Origin of the sequence: Algoriphagus sp. (assembly GCF_039969895.1) — a bacterium.
Taxonomy (GTDB): Bacteria; Bacteroidota; Bacteroidia; order Cytophagales; family Cyclobacteriaceae; genus Algoriphagus.
Genome location: NZ_JBDVMZ010000017.1, coordinates 106,697 through 123,905 on the forward strand (window position 1 = coordinate 106,697; position 17,209 = coordinate 123,905).

Here is a 17,209-nt window from a genome sequence, read left to right on the forward strand (position 1 = left end):
CGATTACAGACATACATTTCACATGCTTCATATTAAGTCTTTTACATTCAACCCTTTTCAAGAAAATACCTATTTGCTTTATGATGAAAAAGGCCACGGAACGTTAATCGATCCTGGCTGCTTTGATCTCGCAGAGCGAAAAGAATTACTGGACTTTTTGACTGAGAAGAACATTCGTATTACTCAATTGCTCAATACACACTGCCACATAGACCATGTTTTGGGTAATGCTTGGGCAAAGCGGACCTTTGGCGTTCAGCTACTTATTCATGAGAACGAAGCTCAAGTCTTGAAGGCAGTAGAAACTTATGCTTCCAATTATGGTTTTGCTGGTTATGAAAACAGTGAAGCAGATGAATTTCTGGAAGAAGGTGCGGAAATTACGGTGGGTGAGGAAGTTCTGAAAATCATCTTTGTCCCCGGACATGCGCCAGGTCATGTGGTATTTTATCATGAAGCTACCTATCAGTGCATAGCCGGAGATACGCTTTTCAGAGGAAGTATAGGTCGGACGGATCTTCCAGGTGGAGACCACGAACTACTTCTGAGCAAAATAAAGTCAGAGCTTTTCACGCTTCCAGACCAAACAATTATTTATCCCGGCCATGGGCCTGAGACGACCATAGCCTTCGAAAAAATTCATAACCCATTTGTGGGCCAAAACGCAAGACCTTGAAAATCAAATCACATATACCAAATTCCCTCACGCTCTTAAACCTTCTTTCTGGGGTAATAGGAATTATTTGGGTGATCAATGGTAACATCGTTTCTGGGGCTTACTTTATCTTATTTGCTGCCGTATTTGATTTTTTTGATGGATTTGCAGCAAGGTTACTCCATGTGCAGGGAGAGCTTGGAAAGCAACTTGACTCCTTGGCAGATTTGGTGTCTTTTGGTGTACTTCCGGGGATGATCCTATTTCAAATGACCAAAGTGAGCACAGAAATAGAATGGCTACCTTATTTGACTTTGATCGTCCCTCTTCTATCAGCGATGCGCTTAGCCAAGTTCAACTTAGATACGCGGCAAAGCGACAAGTTTATAGGGCTCCCAACCCCAGCAAATGCGCTGTTTATTAGCACACTTCCTTACTTTGCAATCCAATGGCCTTCTGTAGGAACTTGGCTCACCTCACCATTTTTCCTGATTGGTATCGCTTGGCTATTTGCCATTTTATTACTCGTAGAGCTTCCTCTGATCGCACTGAAATTCAAATCCTACAGTTTTGCAGCTAATAAATTCCGCTATGCACTGATATCTATCGGGCTTTTACTCCTGTTATCTTTTGGTCTGGCAGGAATCCCTATCCTCATCCTAGCCTACCTCGGTCTCTCCGTGGCAGAAAACATCATTAGTCCTGAATGAGACCTAGCTACCAAAAGCGTATATTCTTTTTACTTTTCAGCTTTTTGCTGATGGAAGTTGCTTCAGGTCAAAACTCATTTTTCAAGTTTAAAATCTCCGAGGAAGGAGTCTATAAATTAAGTGCCAGTCAAGCCCAAAAACTGGGTGCTGCTTCCTTGAGTCAGATTGCCGTTTTCGGCTATCCCGGGATGCTACCCCAGTTGTTGCAACGCGAGAATCTAGAATTGCAGGAAATCCCTAGCTTGGAAAAAGACGGGAATCTCTACTTCTACCTAGCTTCACCTGATAGCTATGAATACACGGATGATAAAATCCACTTTTATCCCAATCAATTCTCTGATTCCATTAGCTTTTTGATCGGTTTTTCTCAAAATCCCAAAAGAATCCAAACCCTAAATGGAGAACCTGGCGAAGAAAAACCAGCGATCCTATATCAATGGAATTGGCTGAAGGAAGCTGAAAACAATATCCTGAATTCTGGCAGAGCCTGGTACTCTAGAGCGGTTGCACCAGGGATCACTCGGGGTTATGCGTTTCCATTGACTACTTCGACCACAGCTGAATGGAAGATCGCTGGCAAAATAATGGCGAGAGCGAGTTCCTCTTCCAAAATTTCCTGGTCTGCTGATGATTTGATTGTCACTGAAACTCTTTTTGAGGGAATTCCCGCCAGCACCTATAGCGTCAAGGGAGAAGAAAAAGAGCTGAATGAGCGTTTTATTCCAGCTGGAAATAAAATTGACCGCTTGAGAATCTCTTTCCAAGCATCAAACCAAAATGACGCAGGTTATTTTGAATACCTAGGAATAGGCGTGCCCCATGCGAGTGATGAACTAGATAAAGGAATTTATACCTTGGATGAAAGATCATCAATTTCTTTGGGGCAAAAAGCCGGATTATCAATCTGGGAAGTGAGTGATTTTTATGGCCCTAAAGCCATCAATTTCTCCCCTGAAGCAACTTTTTCAGTCCAAAAACTGGTGGTTTTCAACGAAAATGATACTGAAGAAATCACCCAATTGCAGGCCGCAAACCTGAGCCTCAGGTCCCAGTCCAGTTGGCCTGACCTACTGATCATCGCACCTAAGAGCTTTAGCAAATCAGCTGAAAAATTAAGCCTGCATAAAATCGGGATAGGAATCTACACCGAAGTAGCCTATCTCGAAGATATCTACGAGGGATTTGGGTACGGCAATCGAGATCTTAGCGCCATCCGAAATTACATCGCTTGGCATTTTCATCAGGGAGCAAAACTCAAAAACGTCTTAATCCTTGGAAAAGGGACTTTTGACTACCAAGGAAAACTCGGAGGGCGACCTAACCTGGTCCCTATTTATACGAGTAGAAATAGCCTGAATCCACTTACAACATTCAGCTCGGATGATTATTTTTCCCTGCTGGAATTTGGTCAGGGGTATTGGGAGGAAAGCCGGGCTGGAGACGAACTGATGCAAATAGGGGTGGGAAGATTACCGGTGATTAATACCCAAGAAGCCAGGATAGTCATTGACAAAATCATAGACTATGAAAACGACCCTAAACCTGGTGACTGGAAAAAAACAGTGACTTTATTCGCCGATGATGGGGACAACAATATCCACCTGCGAGATTCAGAAGCGCATTCAGGTTTTTTGGCTAGAAATCATCCCCAATACAAGCAGCAGAAGTTTTACTTAGACAGATTTGAGCAAGAGAAAACTGGAGATATACAATCTTCTCCACAAGCAAAATCTGCCTTGGAAGAAATTCTCCAACGTGGCACTTTACTGCTGAACTACATAGGTCATGGTAATGCTACCACGCTTACTGCTGAGGAAGTTTTCCTGACTTCTGACATCCCCAACTGGGCTAAGCAAGAGCAATTGGCGCTGTGGATGACGGCCACCTGCGAGTTTGGGCGTCACGATAGCCCTTTTATTCGATCTGCCGCTGAAGAACTACTCATCATTCCGGATAAGGGAGCGATTGGACTATTGACAACCGGCAGACCAGTGTTCAGCAGTGTGAATTTCTCACTCAATGAAGCCTTCATCTCAGAAGTTTTTAGAATGGAAAATGGCTTGAGCCAAGACTTGGGGAATATTTTTAAAAACACCAAAAACCAAAGTCTAAACGGATCGCTCAATCGTAATTTCAGTCTGTTGGCAGATCCCAGCATGAAGTTAGCCACTACAGAATTTAACATTGTGTTCACCTCATTTACAGATCCTGAAAACCAAAACTCTATAGACACACTTACCGCACTTCAGGAAGTCAGTTTCGAAGCGGAGGTACAGAATTCAGCTACAGGTGGAGTGGCAAGCAGTTTTACTGGGACCTATCGAATAGAACTATATGACAAACCCGCGACAAGTCAAACCCTGGGTGATGAAAGTGCTGCGGTGAAATTTCAAGAAGAGAGCAGCTTACTTTTCAAAGGAACAGGATCCATCACTTCAGGCATTATCCGAGGAAAGATGATAGTGCCAAAGAATATTAATCTAGAAGTTGACGAAGGCAGTGTCCGGATACTGGGAGAACATAAGGAACGGAATTGGGAAGCTTACGGACTGGCAAAACCATTGATAGGTGGCGTATCCGAAAATTCCCCAGAAGATCTTGATGGCCCAGTAATCACAGCATTGTTTGGAGGAAAAGGGTCAGCTCCCTATATCTTCCCCACCAGTTCTATTTTGATGGAAGCCGCTTTTAATGACTCAAGCGGGATAAATATTTCAGGGCTTTTGCCAGCCGAAAATCTCACCGTCCAAATAAATCAAGATCCACCACTGCGATTGAACAATTATTTTGAAGCAGAAAATGGTACGTTCACCTCCGGAAAAGTGAATTTTAGACTTACAGGATTAAATGAAGGCAGGAATTTGGTAACTATCCGAGCTTGGGATAACTTAGGAAATTCTAGTAAGCTCGAGCAGGAAATTATTGTAGAAGGAAGCGATAAATTTCAAATCCTATCCTATAAAACCTACCCAAACCCAACTCAAGTTGAGAGTCATTTCGAACTAGAGCATAATCGGCCTGGAGAAAACATAAATCTCGTACTTGCTGTTTACCAAACGGACGGCAAGATACTATTTTCAGAAAGCAAGCGTTTAGTGAAAGCTGACGCCCACTTAGAGGATTTGTCTTGGCTTTTTTTACAAAGTCAAACCAAATATCCAGCAAAAGGAACTTATATTTACAAAATAACGCTTCAGTCAGAACTTGATAATTCAACAGATTCAGTGAGCGGACTAATCGTGATTCAATGAAAAAAATAGCCATATTTAATAGGAGGAACTTACTTCTTGCAGTTTTTACCCTGGCTACTTTATCTGCCTATGCGCAGAACAGCGTTATTATATCCGGTCAAGATCCTGATCGAAGAGTAATCACCACCGCAGTTCCATTTTTGAATTTCGCACCAGATTCTAGGCACTCGGGTATGGGTGATGTGGGAGTGGCACTTTCTCCTGATGGAAGCGCAGCACATTGGAATGCTGGCGGTCTAGCATTCATAGAAGATGACATGGGATTTTCACTCTCCTATTCGCCTTGGCTTGGCAAGCTCGTGAACGATATGTCACTAAGTTATCTAACAGGTTTTTTCAGGATAGATGAAGTCTCCGCCTTTGGATTTGACCTTCGCTATTTCAACATGGGCGACATACAGTTGACCGATGGAAACGGTCAAGATCTTGGAGAATTCAACCCACGTGATATTGCAATTGGCGGTACTTATTCCAGAAAACTTTCTAACTATTTAGGACTAGGTATATCAGCCCGATTTATCTATTCGAATCTTTCGGGAAATATTTCATCTGTAGGCGGATCAGAAGCCAAAGCAGGAATAAGTGTAGGCACGGACGTAGGACTTTACTACTCTAAGCCGATTTATGCTGGCGCAAAAGATGCCAATTTCTCATGGGGTATAAACATCTCGAATATTGGCCCGAAAATCACCTACAATTCCGCAGATGATCTGGATTATATCCCAACCAACCTGAAAGTTGGAACGGCCTATTCGATTGAATTAGACCCAGTGAACAAATTAACTTTCGCTTTGGATCTCAATAAACTCTTGGTTCCTACACCGCCTATCTATGCGACTAATGAAGATGGTACATTAGAGACAGATGAAAATGACAACTTGGTGATAGCGCAAGGAAAAGATCCTAATCGCCCTTTGCTCTCCGGCATGTTTGGCTCCTTCGCAGATGCTCCTGGAGGATTCTCTGAGGAAATGCAAGAAATCATGATTTCTTTTGGTGTGGAATATAATTACGCTGAAAAATTCGCTTTACGCACTGGCTATTTTTATGAGAACCCAAATAAGGGGGGAAGACAATACTTCACGATGGGTGTTGGATTTGACCTGAAACGACTTGGGTTTGACTTCTCCTACTTAGTACCTCAAAAGCAAAACAATCCACTTGCTGAAACGCTGAGGTTCACTTTGATGTACAATATCACCAATTAAAAAAATGTTACTAGACAGGTCAAAAGCTCCGGAATTTAAGGTTCCTGAGGATTTTGAACTATTGCCTCCATCCGAATATAAACTTTCCAATGGAGCAAAGTTCTTTTTCATCCCCACTCCTGGATTAGATGCCGTCAAAATCGATGTGACTTGCAAAGGTCATCGAGCCACTCTGCCTCTTGACCATACCTTAGTTCCGTCCTTCACACTGCAAATGCTACAGGAAGGAACAACCCAGAAAAGTGCCGGAGAAATAGCCGAATTCTTTGACTTTTATGCTTCTGAAGTTCATCCTATTTTAACTTTTGCGCACGAAGGTCTCGGGCTTCTTTCTACCAAAAAACACCTTCACAACGTTTTAGAAGAGTTTCTTTCTTTATTTACCACTGCGACTTTTCCGGAGGAAATGCTGGAAAAAAGGAAGTCTCAACGAAGACTCACCCTGCAGTTAGAACGAGAAAGAACTTCTTCCAGAGCTAGCAAAATTTTCTCAAAATGCCTATTTGGAGCTAATCACCCTTATGGAATAGAAGCCGAAGAAATTCATGTAGATCAAATCCAACGAGAGCTCTTGGTTTCTTATTATGAAACTATGCTTTGGCAGGATCTGGAGATTTTCATCACCGGAAATTTCACTCCGGATGAACTGGATGGGCTAATTCTTGATTTTGAAAAATTGCCTAATCGCCCCATTGCTGAGCCTACCCTTCTCCCAGCAGTAAATACCCTGCTGGCAGTGACAGAACCAAGAGCAAATTCAGTTCAAAGCAGCATTCGCATCGGTAGCTGGTCCATCCCAAAAAACCATCCTGACTTCATAGGATTGACTGTTTTCAATACAATATTGGGAGGATACTTTGGTTCCAGGCTCATCAAAAACATCCGAGAGGACAAAGGACACACCTATGGGATTTACTCATCTCTGGCCGAAATCGGAGATGCCAACTATTGGGTAATTGCCGCAGATGTCAAAAAGGCATTTTATCCTGAGGTAATCCAAGAAATCTACCATGAAATCAAACTGTTGACAGAAGTAGCACTAGATGCCGACGAACTCGAGGTAGTCAGAAATTACCTCATTGGTCAAATGCTCAAGCAATTCAGTACTTCCTTCGATCTAATTGATCGGTTCAAAGCAGTGCACCATTCGGGAATGAACTTCGATTATTTCACCCAAAAGTTAAGCTATCTGAAGAAATTCAATGCGGAAGACATATTGGATATCGGGCAAAAATATTTCTCCAAACCTCCATTCATCGAGGTAGTAGTCGGCTAGTCAGGTCAACTGGACATAAAGCCAAGAAATATCCAGCTTAAGCCAAAGCCAAAGTCTATACAGGCGAAACTCTACCCCCTCCACTTCCAACTCTTTCGCCAGAGCTACAAAACCCTGTGCCACGTCAAAGTTTGCAGACCATAGCGCATGCTTCAATTCAAAAATCACGCGCGTTTTAAGCGCACTTTTCTCAGTTAAGGAGGTGTTTATATCCCTAATTTTCTCACAAATTCTGAGTGTGCTGGGAAGCATCACAGATCTATAGCGACGGTACTGCTGAGCAGAAAGCGAATTCGCATGCTTTCGCTTATAAATACCGATATGATCAGAAAAGACAACGGGGTACTTACTCGTAAGCCGAATCTGAATATCAAAATCCTCATAAGAAAGGGACGCATCATAGCCACCTTCCTGTCTGAGCATCTGACTTCTAAACACTACTGTAGGAGAAGAAATAAAACTTTTTCTAATCAAAACCTCATAAAATTCTCTTCCTAAAACCTGGTCCTTGAAAGTGGAAATATCGTTGTCCTGATAGTACATTTCCTGATCGCCATTTTCTTCAGATAAAGTAGCATTTGAGAAAACAAATGCTGCTACGGGCACCTGCCGCAATCTGGCTACAGAAAGAGAAAGATGCTGCGGATACAGAAAATCATCCCCAGAAAGATCCACGATGAATTCACCCGTAGCCTGCTTGAGGACTTCGTTGAAAAGGGCGCAATAGGGCACAGAGATAGGTTTGGCAATCACCGCAATCGGAAGTTTTCCAGAATATCTCGCCACCCAATTCCGAATGTTGACCAGCGTGTGATCAGCACTTCCATTATCGACGATGATTAATTCCTTATAGGAATGATCCTGCTGAGCGACACTTTCCAACGCCTTTTCAATCCATTTCTCGTGGTTGTAAGCTATGCAAATAACACTTACTTGATCAGTATTTATCATTTCACAATTCCTTTATCCAAGTGACTTTGTTGGAAAAGTCATTTGCGAAGCGCGACTTAAAAAATAACAAGCTATGATTTGCACCTGCCTCAAGGTCCGATGAACCCAAATCAATAAAGTTCACCCGTAGATCCAAGGCTAGGCGAAACAATTCGTTTACCATAAGTTGCCCGCCGTTCTTGGTGGTAGTTTTGGGATTCATCGCTGAAAGAAAATAATACAGCGAATCACTGGTAAGTTGGACGGCAAGCGAATATCCAATCGCCACGTCATGTTGGCTGACCGTGATCAAAAAGTACCGCTCAGGATAAGCTGACACTTGCTGCACAATCCTATTTTCGTCGATAGCTACATCATAGCCTCGCTGCACATTCCAGGTTCGGATCGCTTCCAGAAATCCAAAATTAGAAATGGAGGAAGAACTAATTTTCAACCCGGAATCCTTGATGCCCTTTTGAAATTTAACGGACTCCCTTTGTACCAACTTCTTGATTTTCTTTTTTCCAATGAAAAATTGGTGACTGAGGACTTTAGTCTGTTTAAAGCCATTTTTAAACAACAAGTAATTCACTAGATCAGTCTGAGAATTGTAAGGCTTAGGGGGTTGAGTCAGGGAAATTGATCTAATCTCACGACTCTTCATTTCTGTTATCAGTGCCAAAATAAATGCTTCCAATGAAGCAGAACTTAGGTTCGATTCCGTCCAAAACCCTCCAAACGGCACTTGAGGAAGAGACAGAGCCAACCCCGAATCAGATAGTACAAAGGTGATACTAGCTTTGATTTTTTGATTTTTCTCCCAAAAGAAATCCAGCTCAGATGAAAAACCATCATAAGGGAAATTACTTAGAAAATAATCCTTCTTCTGCACCAATGCAGAAGTCACCCGAAGGCGATGAGAATCACGAGGTTCTTTGCTGAAGTTGTTCAAAATAATCTAAGTCTCTGATATAATCCTCTTCTGAAAATGCCCGATCTGACATCCCAAGAAGCACAGCCTCTGGTGAAAAACTCGCAACTAACCAATTCAAAGGCGGTATAAACACGGTTTGTCCTGAAGAAGAAAGCTCAAAATCAAAGTGCTCTCCCTGAACAGATTGAATCGCTAAGTGAATAGTACCAGCTACGGCCACGATCACCTGAGACTCTTGCCAGTGAGCATGAGTTGCACGTGTTTCTCCCGGTTGCACTCCAGATATCCAAAAGCATCGCTGAATCCCATCTGGAAAAAGTGCGAGATTTTCCCAGAAGTGGAGATTTCCTCTTGCAGTGGAACTACCTGGAAGGGTAAAGGCATAGGGCTTTTGGGCGGTATTAAAGTGGTGCATTTTACTATTTGTGACTATCAGCTTCTCTACCTGTAAAGAGCGAAAGCAATCTAGTAAATGTAAATCATACTAAGTGAGGCCACTTCGTTCATCGGTCTTCCATCCTGATGAGGAAAGAATCTAAGGCCTCTGATATCCTAACGGATGATTACATTACTGAATTACTCTTGTTAAAATTAAGATAAATCAAGTGGATTACCTGTTACACAAATGTTAATTTTCTAAATTCGCTGCTCATCTACACCCTCCAATCCATGTCCGATCTCGGAGAAGAGTCTGCATTCGAAGATACATTTTTTACCCTTTCCGGAAGCAGCGAAGGAATGTTCAAAGACAAAGGAAGTAAGTTTTTTTACTTTGCTTTTCCCGTGAAAAACGAGGAGGAAATCAAACTTCACTTGGCTGACCTTCGCAAGAAATATTATGACGCCAGGCATCATTGCTTCGCATGGATGCTGGGTAAAGATGGGGAACAATTCAGAGCCAATGACGATGGGGAGCCTAACCATTCCGCAGGAGATCCTATTTTAGGACAAATCCGATCTAATAACCTAACCAATGTGTTGATTGTAGTCGTCCGGTATTTTGGTGGCACCAAACTCGGAATGGGTGGTTTGATCCAAGCTTATAAAACTTCAGCCGTGATGGCTATCGAAGAAAATGAAATCGTAGAAAAACAGGTCAAGACTTCCGTAGCTATTCATTTTCCATACCCTGTCATGAACGATGTAATGAAACTTATCAAGACCTACGAACTGGAAATTACTTCTCAAAAGATGACCCTGGACTGCCAGATGACCTTGGAATTCAGGAAAGGATTGGAAGAGTTAATCGTCGCTTCTCTGGAAGAAATTGACGGTCTCAAGCTAACTATTGGTTAAAGAGTTCATCCAAATAACCCTCCGATTTGAGTTTTTTGAAGATCTCCAAACATCCCCATGCGTCCGTAGCAGCATAGCGTTGCTGTTTGGTAGTCAATGTTTCCGCCTCCCAATTCGATACTTGCTCTGACTTAGAAATGCGAATGCCAAGCACCATAGCACAGAGATTGCGCACGCCAATATTGATAAACCCCACTCGTTTCAACTCATCGTTCAAATCAAAAAATGAGTTGGGATAAAAAGAGTCCGTGAGTTTTGCAAGTCCTTTAATGTCGTCATGAACCGCTGCTCCAACTTTGACTATACTTTCTTTTTCCAAAATACTACGAATAGAATCCGGAAAGCCAATCTTATTCAGTCTGAAGAGAAAAGCCTGAGTAGAGGTAGAAAGCTGAAGCAAAGAAACCTGATTCGTCACTCCTTTTTGAAATGCGGGCTTAGTCTCAGTATCAAAACCAATTAACCGCTGCTGCACAAGAAAGTCCGCCACCTCCTCAACATCTTCAATTTTATCGATTAAAAACATCTCTCCCTCGAACTGTCCCAGTGAAAGTGAATTTACCTCTTCTTTCGTAATCTTAAATGGAATCATACCAACGTTTCTTCTTCTACTTCATCGTAATAAGAGATCCCAATTTTGAAATAACCATAAAGAATGGTCATAAAGGGGCTTATAACGTTAAAAAAACAATAGGGCGCATAAGTCAAAGTAGCTACCCCTAACACCGAAGCCTGAGTAGCTCCACAGGTGTTCCACGGCACTAAAACAGAGGTGACAGTTCCTGAATCTTCTAAGGTTCTACTTAGATTTTCGGGAGCTAGTCCTCTTTTCTTATACACGTCTGCATACATTCTGCCTGGCACCAAAATCGCCAGGTACTGATCGGAGGTTGTGATATTAAAGAAAACACAAGTAACAACAGTAGATGCTATCAAAGAACCTATGCTGTGCACTTTACGGATGATCGCCTCAGCCAAAACTCTCAACATACCGCTTTCCTCCATAATACCGCCAAACACCATCGCTGCAATAATCAACCAAATGGTATTCATCATTCCACCCATTCCGCTGGTGATTAATAATTCATTCACTACGTCATTGGTAGTAGTGATGCTGATTTCTCCGTACAATGACATCATTACTGCTTTGAAACTCTGATAGGCATAGGATGCATTTTCCGCTGCGATCAATCTGACTATTTCTGGCTGAAAAATAACGGCGAAAAGTCCTCCCAAAAGGGCTCCAGTGAGTAAAGCTGGAATTGCAGATACCTTCCTCACGATCATTACGATCACTAGAGCAGGCACAATAAACAACCATGCCGACACATTAAATTTCTGCCTAATAATATCAGAGATGATTTGTACATCGTTGACATTTCCGCTAGTCTCATAGTTTAATCCAATCACCATGAAGATGATCAGCGTAATGGAAATAGATGGAACGGTCGTCTTGGCCATATAGCGAATATGTGTAAACAAATCTGTCCCTGCCATGGCTGGAGCGAGATTAGTAGTATCCGAAAGCGGCGACATTTTGTCCCCAAAATATGCTCCTGAGATAATCGCTCCAGCGATAATCCCTTCTTCAAATCCCAAAGCCTTTCCAATTCCTAAAAGCGCCACACCTACAGTTGCTACGGTGGTCCAGCTACTTCCAGTTGCTACTGATACAATGGCACTTACGATACATGCTGCTACCAAAAATATGGCAGGACTCAATACCTGAAGCCCATAATAGATCATGGCTGGCACTATTCCACTAAGCAACCAAGTGCCTGCCAATGCACCTATCAAAAAAAGAATAAGGATACTTGACATCGCCGCGCTGATACTTTTTATAACTCCATCTTGGAGAGTTTCCCAATTGAATCCCAATCTAAAAATTGCCACCAAGGCAGCTACCATGGAGGAGAGAATAAGTACTATTTGGTTGGAGCCGGAAAGTCCATCAGTGCCAAATACCTGGATGTTCAATACCAAAAGGACAATCAAAAAAACCAGCGGAATCAGTGCGTCTAGCACTTTTGGCGTACGAGTTAAACCTTGCATTAATCGGGGTTTGGTGAATTTAGAGTCTGAATCTAATCAAAAAATATGAATTACATCTTGGACAAAACAAGGGATAGTTCCTTCCCTACTTGCCAACCTATCGCAACCCCCATTCCGCCAAGACGAACAGCTACAGCAGTTTTATCATCTACCTGCTGGATAATTGGAGATTTAATTTTGCCAAAGGCCATTATCCCAGTCCATTCCATCTCCCACTCCATTTTCCTATTGGGAAAAATCACCTCCCTCGCCAAACCTTCTAAATGCAATTTTATTTTTGGGTTTACCGAGAAATCCATGGAGCACTCACCCTCCAAATCTATATTTCTTCCTCCACCAAGTAGCAGCCGTCCAGCTAGCTGTCGAAAATACACATAGCCCCTGTCTAGATGAAAGCTACCATTCCACGGAATATCAAAATCCAAAGGCTTAGACAAAAGTATTAAGCCTCTACCCGGTTGCAAATCTGGAGCAGTCCAAAGCTTTTTAGTAAATGCATTGGTGCAAAGTGCGATTTTTTTCGCCTTGAACTCAAGGTGAACCTGATCAGCACCTTCCGCTAACACTTTCCCTTCCTCTCGCAAAAGCTCCTTCACGGAGACTCCGGTCAATATTCGAATGCCGGCTCGGTGAGCCAATTCCCAAAGCGAATTCATATACCTCCCAGGATCTAGCTCACCTTCAAATTTATTCTTAACAACTGCTTTCACCTGATCAGAAAAACCCATTGCGGCAGGTTTCTGAACCAAAGAAAAAACATCATCCTGAAAAACCGGATATAGAAATTCATTAATCTCACTCAGCCGAACCAATGCGCCCAACTGCCTGTCATCAATTAACTCGTAGCCAAAGAAATGAGAATACCCCAATCTTTTGTCCCCAAACTGCTTTCTAATTGCTTTCAGACCATTGTATCTACGCTCCACCAGCCCCAACACCTCATCCTTACTCATGTGCGTGAGATCATCTAGGATCTCTGTCAAACTTCCAAAACAGGCAAAACCTGCATTTTTGGTACTGGCCCCTGACGGAAAAACCCCGCGCTCCAACACCAGAACAGTTGCCTCTGGGTTTGCGACTTGGTAATGAATTGCGGTGGATAGTCCAACAAAGCCAGCTCCAACGACAATTAAATCATACTTAAAAAAGTGAGTTTTCTCCCAATAGCTGAACATTTCAAATTTTTGAAAAATGAGTTATATAATGATCCACAATTTTGCCAGTACCTAAAATCCCTTTGCTCAATGGACAAAAATCCGAAGACCGAAACGAGCTCAATTTTCAAGGGTAACCTACCCAACATGGCTCATGCTTCCAGCCCGGCAACATTGCGAATTTTCATCTAGATTTATTATTTTAATTCAATCTAAGCGATATAATTCCAATTTACCATGAGAAAAATAGATGTTTTATTCAACGAATATGGGCTGAGCCATCAAAACATGACTAATAAGCTCATTCACTGGTTCTGTGTTCCAGCAATTTTCTTTAGCATCGTCGGCTTGATTTTCAGTATTCCAGTAGGCCCGCTTCCTGAGTTGCTGCCTTTTCTCGGCAATTTTGCTAATTGGGCAACGGTGGTTTTGGTCTTAATCCTGATTTATTACCTGATGCTATCCACTCCACTTGCTGTTGGGATGTTTTTCTTCTCCGTACTCTGCCTGGCATTAGCCAACTTCATAGACCTCACCTTCCCTGGAAAATTATGGATGATTAGTCTCGGGATATTTTTGATCTCATGGGTTCTGCAGTTCTATGGGCACAAGATCGAAGGCAAAAAACCTACTTTTCTAAGAGACATTCAGTTTCTCCTGATTGGCCCGGCTTGGTTGATGCATTTTATTTATAAGAAGTGGGGGCTCTCCTATTGAATGCTATCTGCTAGGATTGCTTGATTTTTGGTAAAAAGCTCTTCCAATCGCTGTAGTGAACTTTGATTTTTTAGGGTATAGACACTTTCCAAAATCGACTTTTTTTCGCGCGCTGTTAACCGCCAATTCAACGATGCCCGCTGCATGGTTTCCTGAGTTTCTGTCAATTCTTCCGCTTGAACCTTTTCTGGTGCATATTCAAACTCAATTCTTTCCAGATCGAAAGGCATCGATTCAGCCATGTAATTGAAAAGAACTTCGTTTTGGATGGTCTGAATGTTATCCCAATTGGAATAGATATTTTTCAAAGGGGTAAATACTTTTTCGAATATTCTAGGCGGAAAACTAGGAGCTATTTCAGTTATTTTTTCTGAATCTCTGATCGTAATCAACACAACTCCACCTGTGTTTTCATTAATCCATGACTGGAAAACGTACATAAAGCGCAGTGCATCCTGAATCCCGAAATTATCAGACAATCCCGTGTCCATCGTTTTCATCACCGGATGAGTTGGTAATTCTATGTTTGGAGTGATAAAAGGAAAGGTAGCACTCATGCGCAAGGCAGAGAGAAACCTCAAATTTCCGGAGTCATGATTTTCGAAAAATCTCAAGAAATCTATGGTCTGTTTTTTCTCATCCGATCTGAACTTCCCTAGCATTGCTGTGCCAAAAAAAGACATGGAGTGAGGTGATATTACGAGTTTGCGACCATCATTAGTAATCAAAGTCGTTAGCGGAAGCAGGGGGATTTTGCCTGAAAACTCAGGTTCCCTATAGGCAGAAATTGGCTTGTCCATCACCCCTTCTGTATTTTGATTCAGCTGACTTTCAAACGCATAACCTCTATCTTTAAGGTACTTATGCCCATTGTAATGATAATATTGATTCCGAATCAGTAAGTCATTCACAAGCAAGGTGAAAATTATAGGATTGAGATTATCTGCAGAGATTTGATGCAAGTATTTTTCATCTAAAGGATCCACCTCAGGGTCTGTAAGTGATCTCAGGTAAACCTCTCTAAAAAAAGCTTCTCCCAACACGCCCCCTGAAGCTCCCGTGAACAGCTCTGTATGTTTTAGCACTTCACCGTCTTCTATTTTGTAGATTTCCTGTAAGACTTTTACTGTCCAGAGAGCAGCTCGCTGTCCGCCTCCACTTGCAGCCACCATCACTAACTTCGGCTTTTTTTCCTCCGGAAACTTTGCCTTCCAATTATCCAGGATTTTCATCACATGATCCCGATCCTTGGTTATAAGTTCAGGAGTCAATAGCGAATCCATGTGAGCGAGACTGTAAGTCACTGGAGGAACAGAATAATCCAAGCCATAGGCTTCATGAGGACGATTAAGGAAACTAAAATTACTGAAATAGTTCGCCAAAATAAGAAATGTAAACACTGCAAAAGTGGACCATTTTCTAAGCCAAAAACTCACTGCTCCTACTAACATAATGAGGATAGCAAAGAGTAATGTAGAGCTCATAGCAGCAGGAAGCTGCAGGTATGGATTCTCTTTGAAAAAGCCTAAAAACAAGACAAACAGGATCAATATGACCTGAATGATGAAGAGATTCAAATGATTTTGATCGAATACACGAAGCAACTTGGTGCCTTCAAATCTGGAGATATCAGGTCTTATTTTTTCAGGGCGAAGGTTAATTTTTAAGTAGTAAAGTACCTTGTATTTGTTTGTTTTTAATTCTTTATACTGACTCATCACATTAGCTCTGGTCAGCCGGACTTTGCGTAGGCGCTTGTCCACAGTTCCGGCAAAGAGGACAAAGAAATCCTTATTCGTCAGTGCAAAATACCCAAAGATAACTGTGTATGTGATCACACCTCCGGCAGCAAATCCTAGAAAATAGTAGAGCGCATCCCAATCATTGTCCAGGTTATTATCAAGTTGGAAACCAATGAATCTGACCGTATAGACCAAATAGAAAATAAGTGGGATTATCCCATTATTGACGCAGTAATGGATAAAGGGCCGATTGAGAACAGCCAGGAAAGGAAAATGTCTCCCATCCATAATGTAGGTGGACATGTGGAACGCCATAGTCAAGACAGCAAATCCCACCCCCATTAAAAAAAAGCTCACCCACGATACCTGATGTAAATATTCAGGGTCAAGAAACAGAAAAGGGATACCAAGCATCACCCCGAAATATTCCAAAATCACTCCCATGAGCACTACCCATATGAGCACTAGGCTTAGGTTTTTCCTGAGGTGTAAGAGAAGTAATTGTATAGGAAAGCTGTACCAGATTTTATCCCTCATGCAGTAGGTTTTGGGATAATTTACTGCTTTTCTTTCACTCCCCACAATTACAGGTGATTTCTATGAATTCAAATTATACAGTGATTTTTTCATCAAATAATTAAGCTTGACAATCAGTCATTTACTTCACCAGTTTACACTTTCAGGATTTCTTTGAGAAGAAATTGCCTTGCCCTTTTAAGTATAAATTTTACCTTCGAAATTCTAAATAGATAAATATGAGAACCTGGTTTTTGTGCAAAGTCAAATACGCGAAAGAAAACGAACAAGGATTGCTGAAGAATATTTCTGAGCAATACCTGGTAGATGCGGTATCCTTCACTGAGGCGGAGGCTATTCTATACGATAGACTAGCTTCGCAGATCAGGGGCGATTTCCAGGTCACTGGCATTAGCAAAAGTAATATTGTAGATGTGTTTTTCTACGAAGATGCTGATATCTGGCACAAGTGTAAAATATCCTACATGGTAGCTGATGGCGAAAGTGGCAAAGAGAAAAAAGTGACTCAATACATGATCGTGACAGCCAATGACGTCAAAGAGGCGTATGATAGAATTCAGGAAAGCTTAGGTAATATGCTCGTGAGCTTTAGAGTACCGGATATAGTGGAAAGTGCTATCGTAGAGGTATTCCCCTTTGAGAGAGATGAGGTAGCGGATCAATTACCCGCTGGGAATTTCAGACCTGTATCAGAAGTGAGACAAGAATCAGAAGTCGATCAAGAAACGGAGTAGAAACTACTTCTTA

At 42.0% G+C, this 17,209-nt stretch carries 15 protein-coding genes; 8 read left to right on the top strand and 7 right to left on the bottom strand.

Features of this window, described 5'->3' with window-relative positions; genetic code table 11:
* Positions 1-22: 22 nt before the first annotated feature.
* From ABJH64_RS14180 to ABJH64_RS14200, 5 genes are read left to right on the top strand one after another with little or no spacing between them, the layout of a single operon-like run.
* Positions 23-676, top strand: a complete 654-nt coding sequence (locus tag ABJH64_RS14180; protein ID WP_348275740.1) for an MBL fold metallo-hydrolase — start codon at positions 23-25, stop codon at positions 674-676.
* Positions 673-1,365, top strand: a complete 693-nt coding sequence (gene pssA, locus ABJH64_RS14185) for a CDP-diacylglycerol--serine O-phosphatidyltransferase (RefSeq protein WP_348275739.1) — start codon at positions 673-675, stop codon at positions 1,363-1,365. Before ABJH64_RS14180 ends, pssA begins: the two co-directional genes overlap by 4 nt.
* Positions 1,362-4,616 (top strand): type IX secretion system sortase PorU, encoded by a 3,255-nt coding sequence (gene porU, locus ABJH64_RS14190; protein ID WP_348275738.1) that lies wholly within the window; start codon positions 1,362-1,364, stop codon positions 4,614-4,616. Before pssA ends, porU begins: the two co-directional genes overlap by 4 nt.
* On the top strand, positions 4,613-5,824 hold the full coding sequence (porV, locus tag ABJH64_RS14195; RefSeq protein ID WP_348275737.1) for a type IX secretion system outer membrane channel protein PorV: 1,212 nt from the start codon (positions 4,613-4,615) through the stop codon (positions 5,822-5,824). Before porU ends, porV begins: the two co-directional genes overlap by 4 nt.
* 4 nt (positions 5,825-5,828) lie before the next feature.
* A complete protein-coding gene (locus tag ABJH64_RS14200; protein WP_348275736.1) occupies positions 5,829-7,100 on the top strand; it encodes a pitrilysin family protein in 1,272 nt (423 codons plus the stop codon).
* Here ABJH64_RS14200 and ABJH64_RS14205 read toward each other — a convergent pair whose 3' ends face one another.
* The 3 genes from ABJH64_RS14205 to ABJH64_RS14215 are packed head-to-tail and all read right to left on the bottom strand — an operon-like array spanning position 7,101 to position 9,379.
* Entirely contained in the window at positions 7,101-8,051 is a 951-nt protein-coding gene (locus tag ABJH64_RS14205; protein ID WP_348275735.1) for a glycosyltransferase, read from the bottom strand.
* 1 nt (position 8,052) lies between these two features.
* Positions 8,053-8,982, bottom strand: a complete 930-nt coding sequence (locus ABJH64_RS14210) for a hypothetical protein (RefSeq protein ID WP_348275734.1) — start codon at positions 8,980-8,982, stop codon at positions 8,053-8,055.
* Entirely contained in the window at positions 8,954-9,379 is a 426-nt protein-coding gene (locus ABJH64_RS14215) for an FdtA/QdtA family cupin domain-containing protein (RefSeq protein WP_348275733.1), read from the bottom strand. Before ABJH64_RS14215 ends, ABJH64_RS14210 begins: the two co-directional genes overlap by 29 nt.
* Positions 9,380-9,633: 254 nt before the next feature.
* On the opposite strand from ABJH64_RS14215, the gene ABJH64_RS14220 reads away from it, so the two are divergent.
* Positions 9,634-10,260, top strand: a complete 627-nt coding sequence (locus ABJH64_RS14220) for a YigZ family protein (RefSeq protein WP_348275732.1) — start codon at positions 9,634-9,636, stop codon at positions 10,258-10,260.
* Here ABJH64_RS14220 and ABJH64_RS14225 read toward each other — a convergent pair.
* Genes ABJH64_RS14225 through ABJH64_RS14235 form a run of 3 tightly spaced genes read right to left on the bottom strand, consistent with a single transcriptional unit; the run spans position 10,250 to position 13,487 of the window.
* Positions 10,250-10,852, bottom strand: a complete 603-nt coding sequence (locus tag ABJH64_RS14225) for a 3'-5' exonuclease (protein ID WP_348275731.1) — start codon at positions 10,850-10,852, stop codon at positions 10,250-10,252. The two genes, ABJH64_RS14220 and ABJH64_RS14225, sit on opposite strands and share 11 nt — an antisense overlap.
* On the bottom strand, positions 10,849-12,312 hold the full coding sequence (nhaC, locus tag ABJH64_RS14230; RefSeq protein WP_348275730.1) for a Na+/H+ antiporter NhaC: 1,464 nt from the start codon (positions 12,310-12,312) through the stop codon (positions 10,849-10,851). Before nhaC ends, ABJH64_RS14225 begins: the two co-directional genes overlap by 4 nt.
* 50 nt (positions 12,313-12,362) lie before the next feature.
* Positions 12,363-13,487 (bottom strand): FAD-dependent oxidoreductase, encoded by a 1,125-nt coding sequence (locus tag ABJH64_RS14235; protein ID WP_348275729.1) that lies wholly within the window; start codon positions 13,485-13,487, stop codon positions 12,363-12,365.
* A gap of 216 nt (positions 13,488-13,703) precedes the next feature.
* Here ABJH64_RS14235 and ABJH64_RS14240 point away from each other — a divergent pair, with 216 nt between their 5' ends.
* Complete coding sequence (locus ABJH64_RS14240; protein ID WP_348275728.1) at positions 13,704-14,183, top strand: Mpo1-like protein; 480 nt, start codon at positions 13,704-13,706, stop codon at positions 14,181-14,183.
* Here the strand turns inward: ABJH64_RS14240 and ABJH64_RS14245 are convergent.
* The gene (locus ABJH64_RS14245; protein WP_348299347.1) at positions 14,177-16,462 is read right to left on the bottom strand and encodes a patatin-like phospholipase family protein; all 2,286 of its coding nucleotides are present in this window, start codon (positions 16,460-16,462) and stop codon (positions 14,177-14,179) included. The genes ABJH64_RS14240 and ABJH64_RS14245 overlap by 7 nt on opposite strands.
* Before the next feature lie 218 nt (positions 16,463-16,680).
* Here ABJH64_RS14245 and ABJH64_RS14250 point away from each other — a divergent pair, with 218 nt between their 5' ends.
* Positions 16,681-17,196: a DUF4494 domain-containing protein gene (locus ABJH64_RS14250; RefSeq protein ID WP_348275726.1), complete on the top strand. Its 516-nt coding sequence runs from the start codon at positions 16,681-16,683 to the stop codon at positions 17,194-17,196.
* The last annotated feature ends 13 nt before the right edge of the window (positions 17,197-17,209 follow it).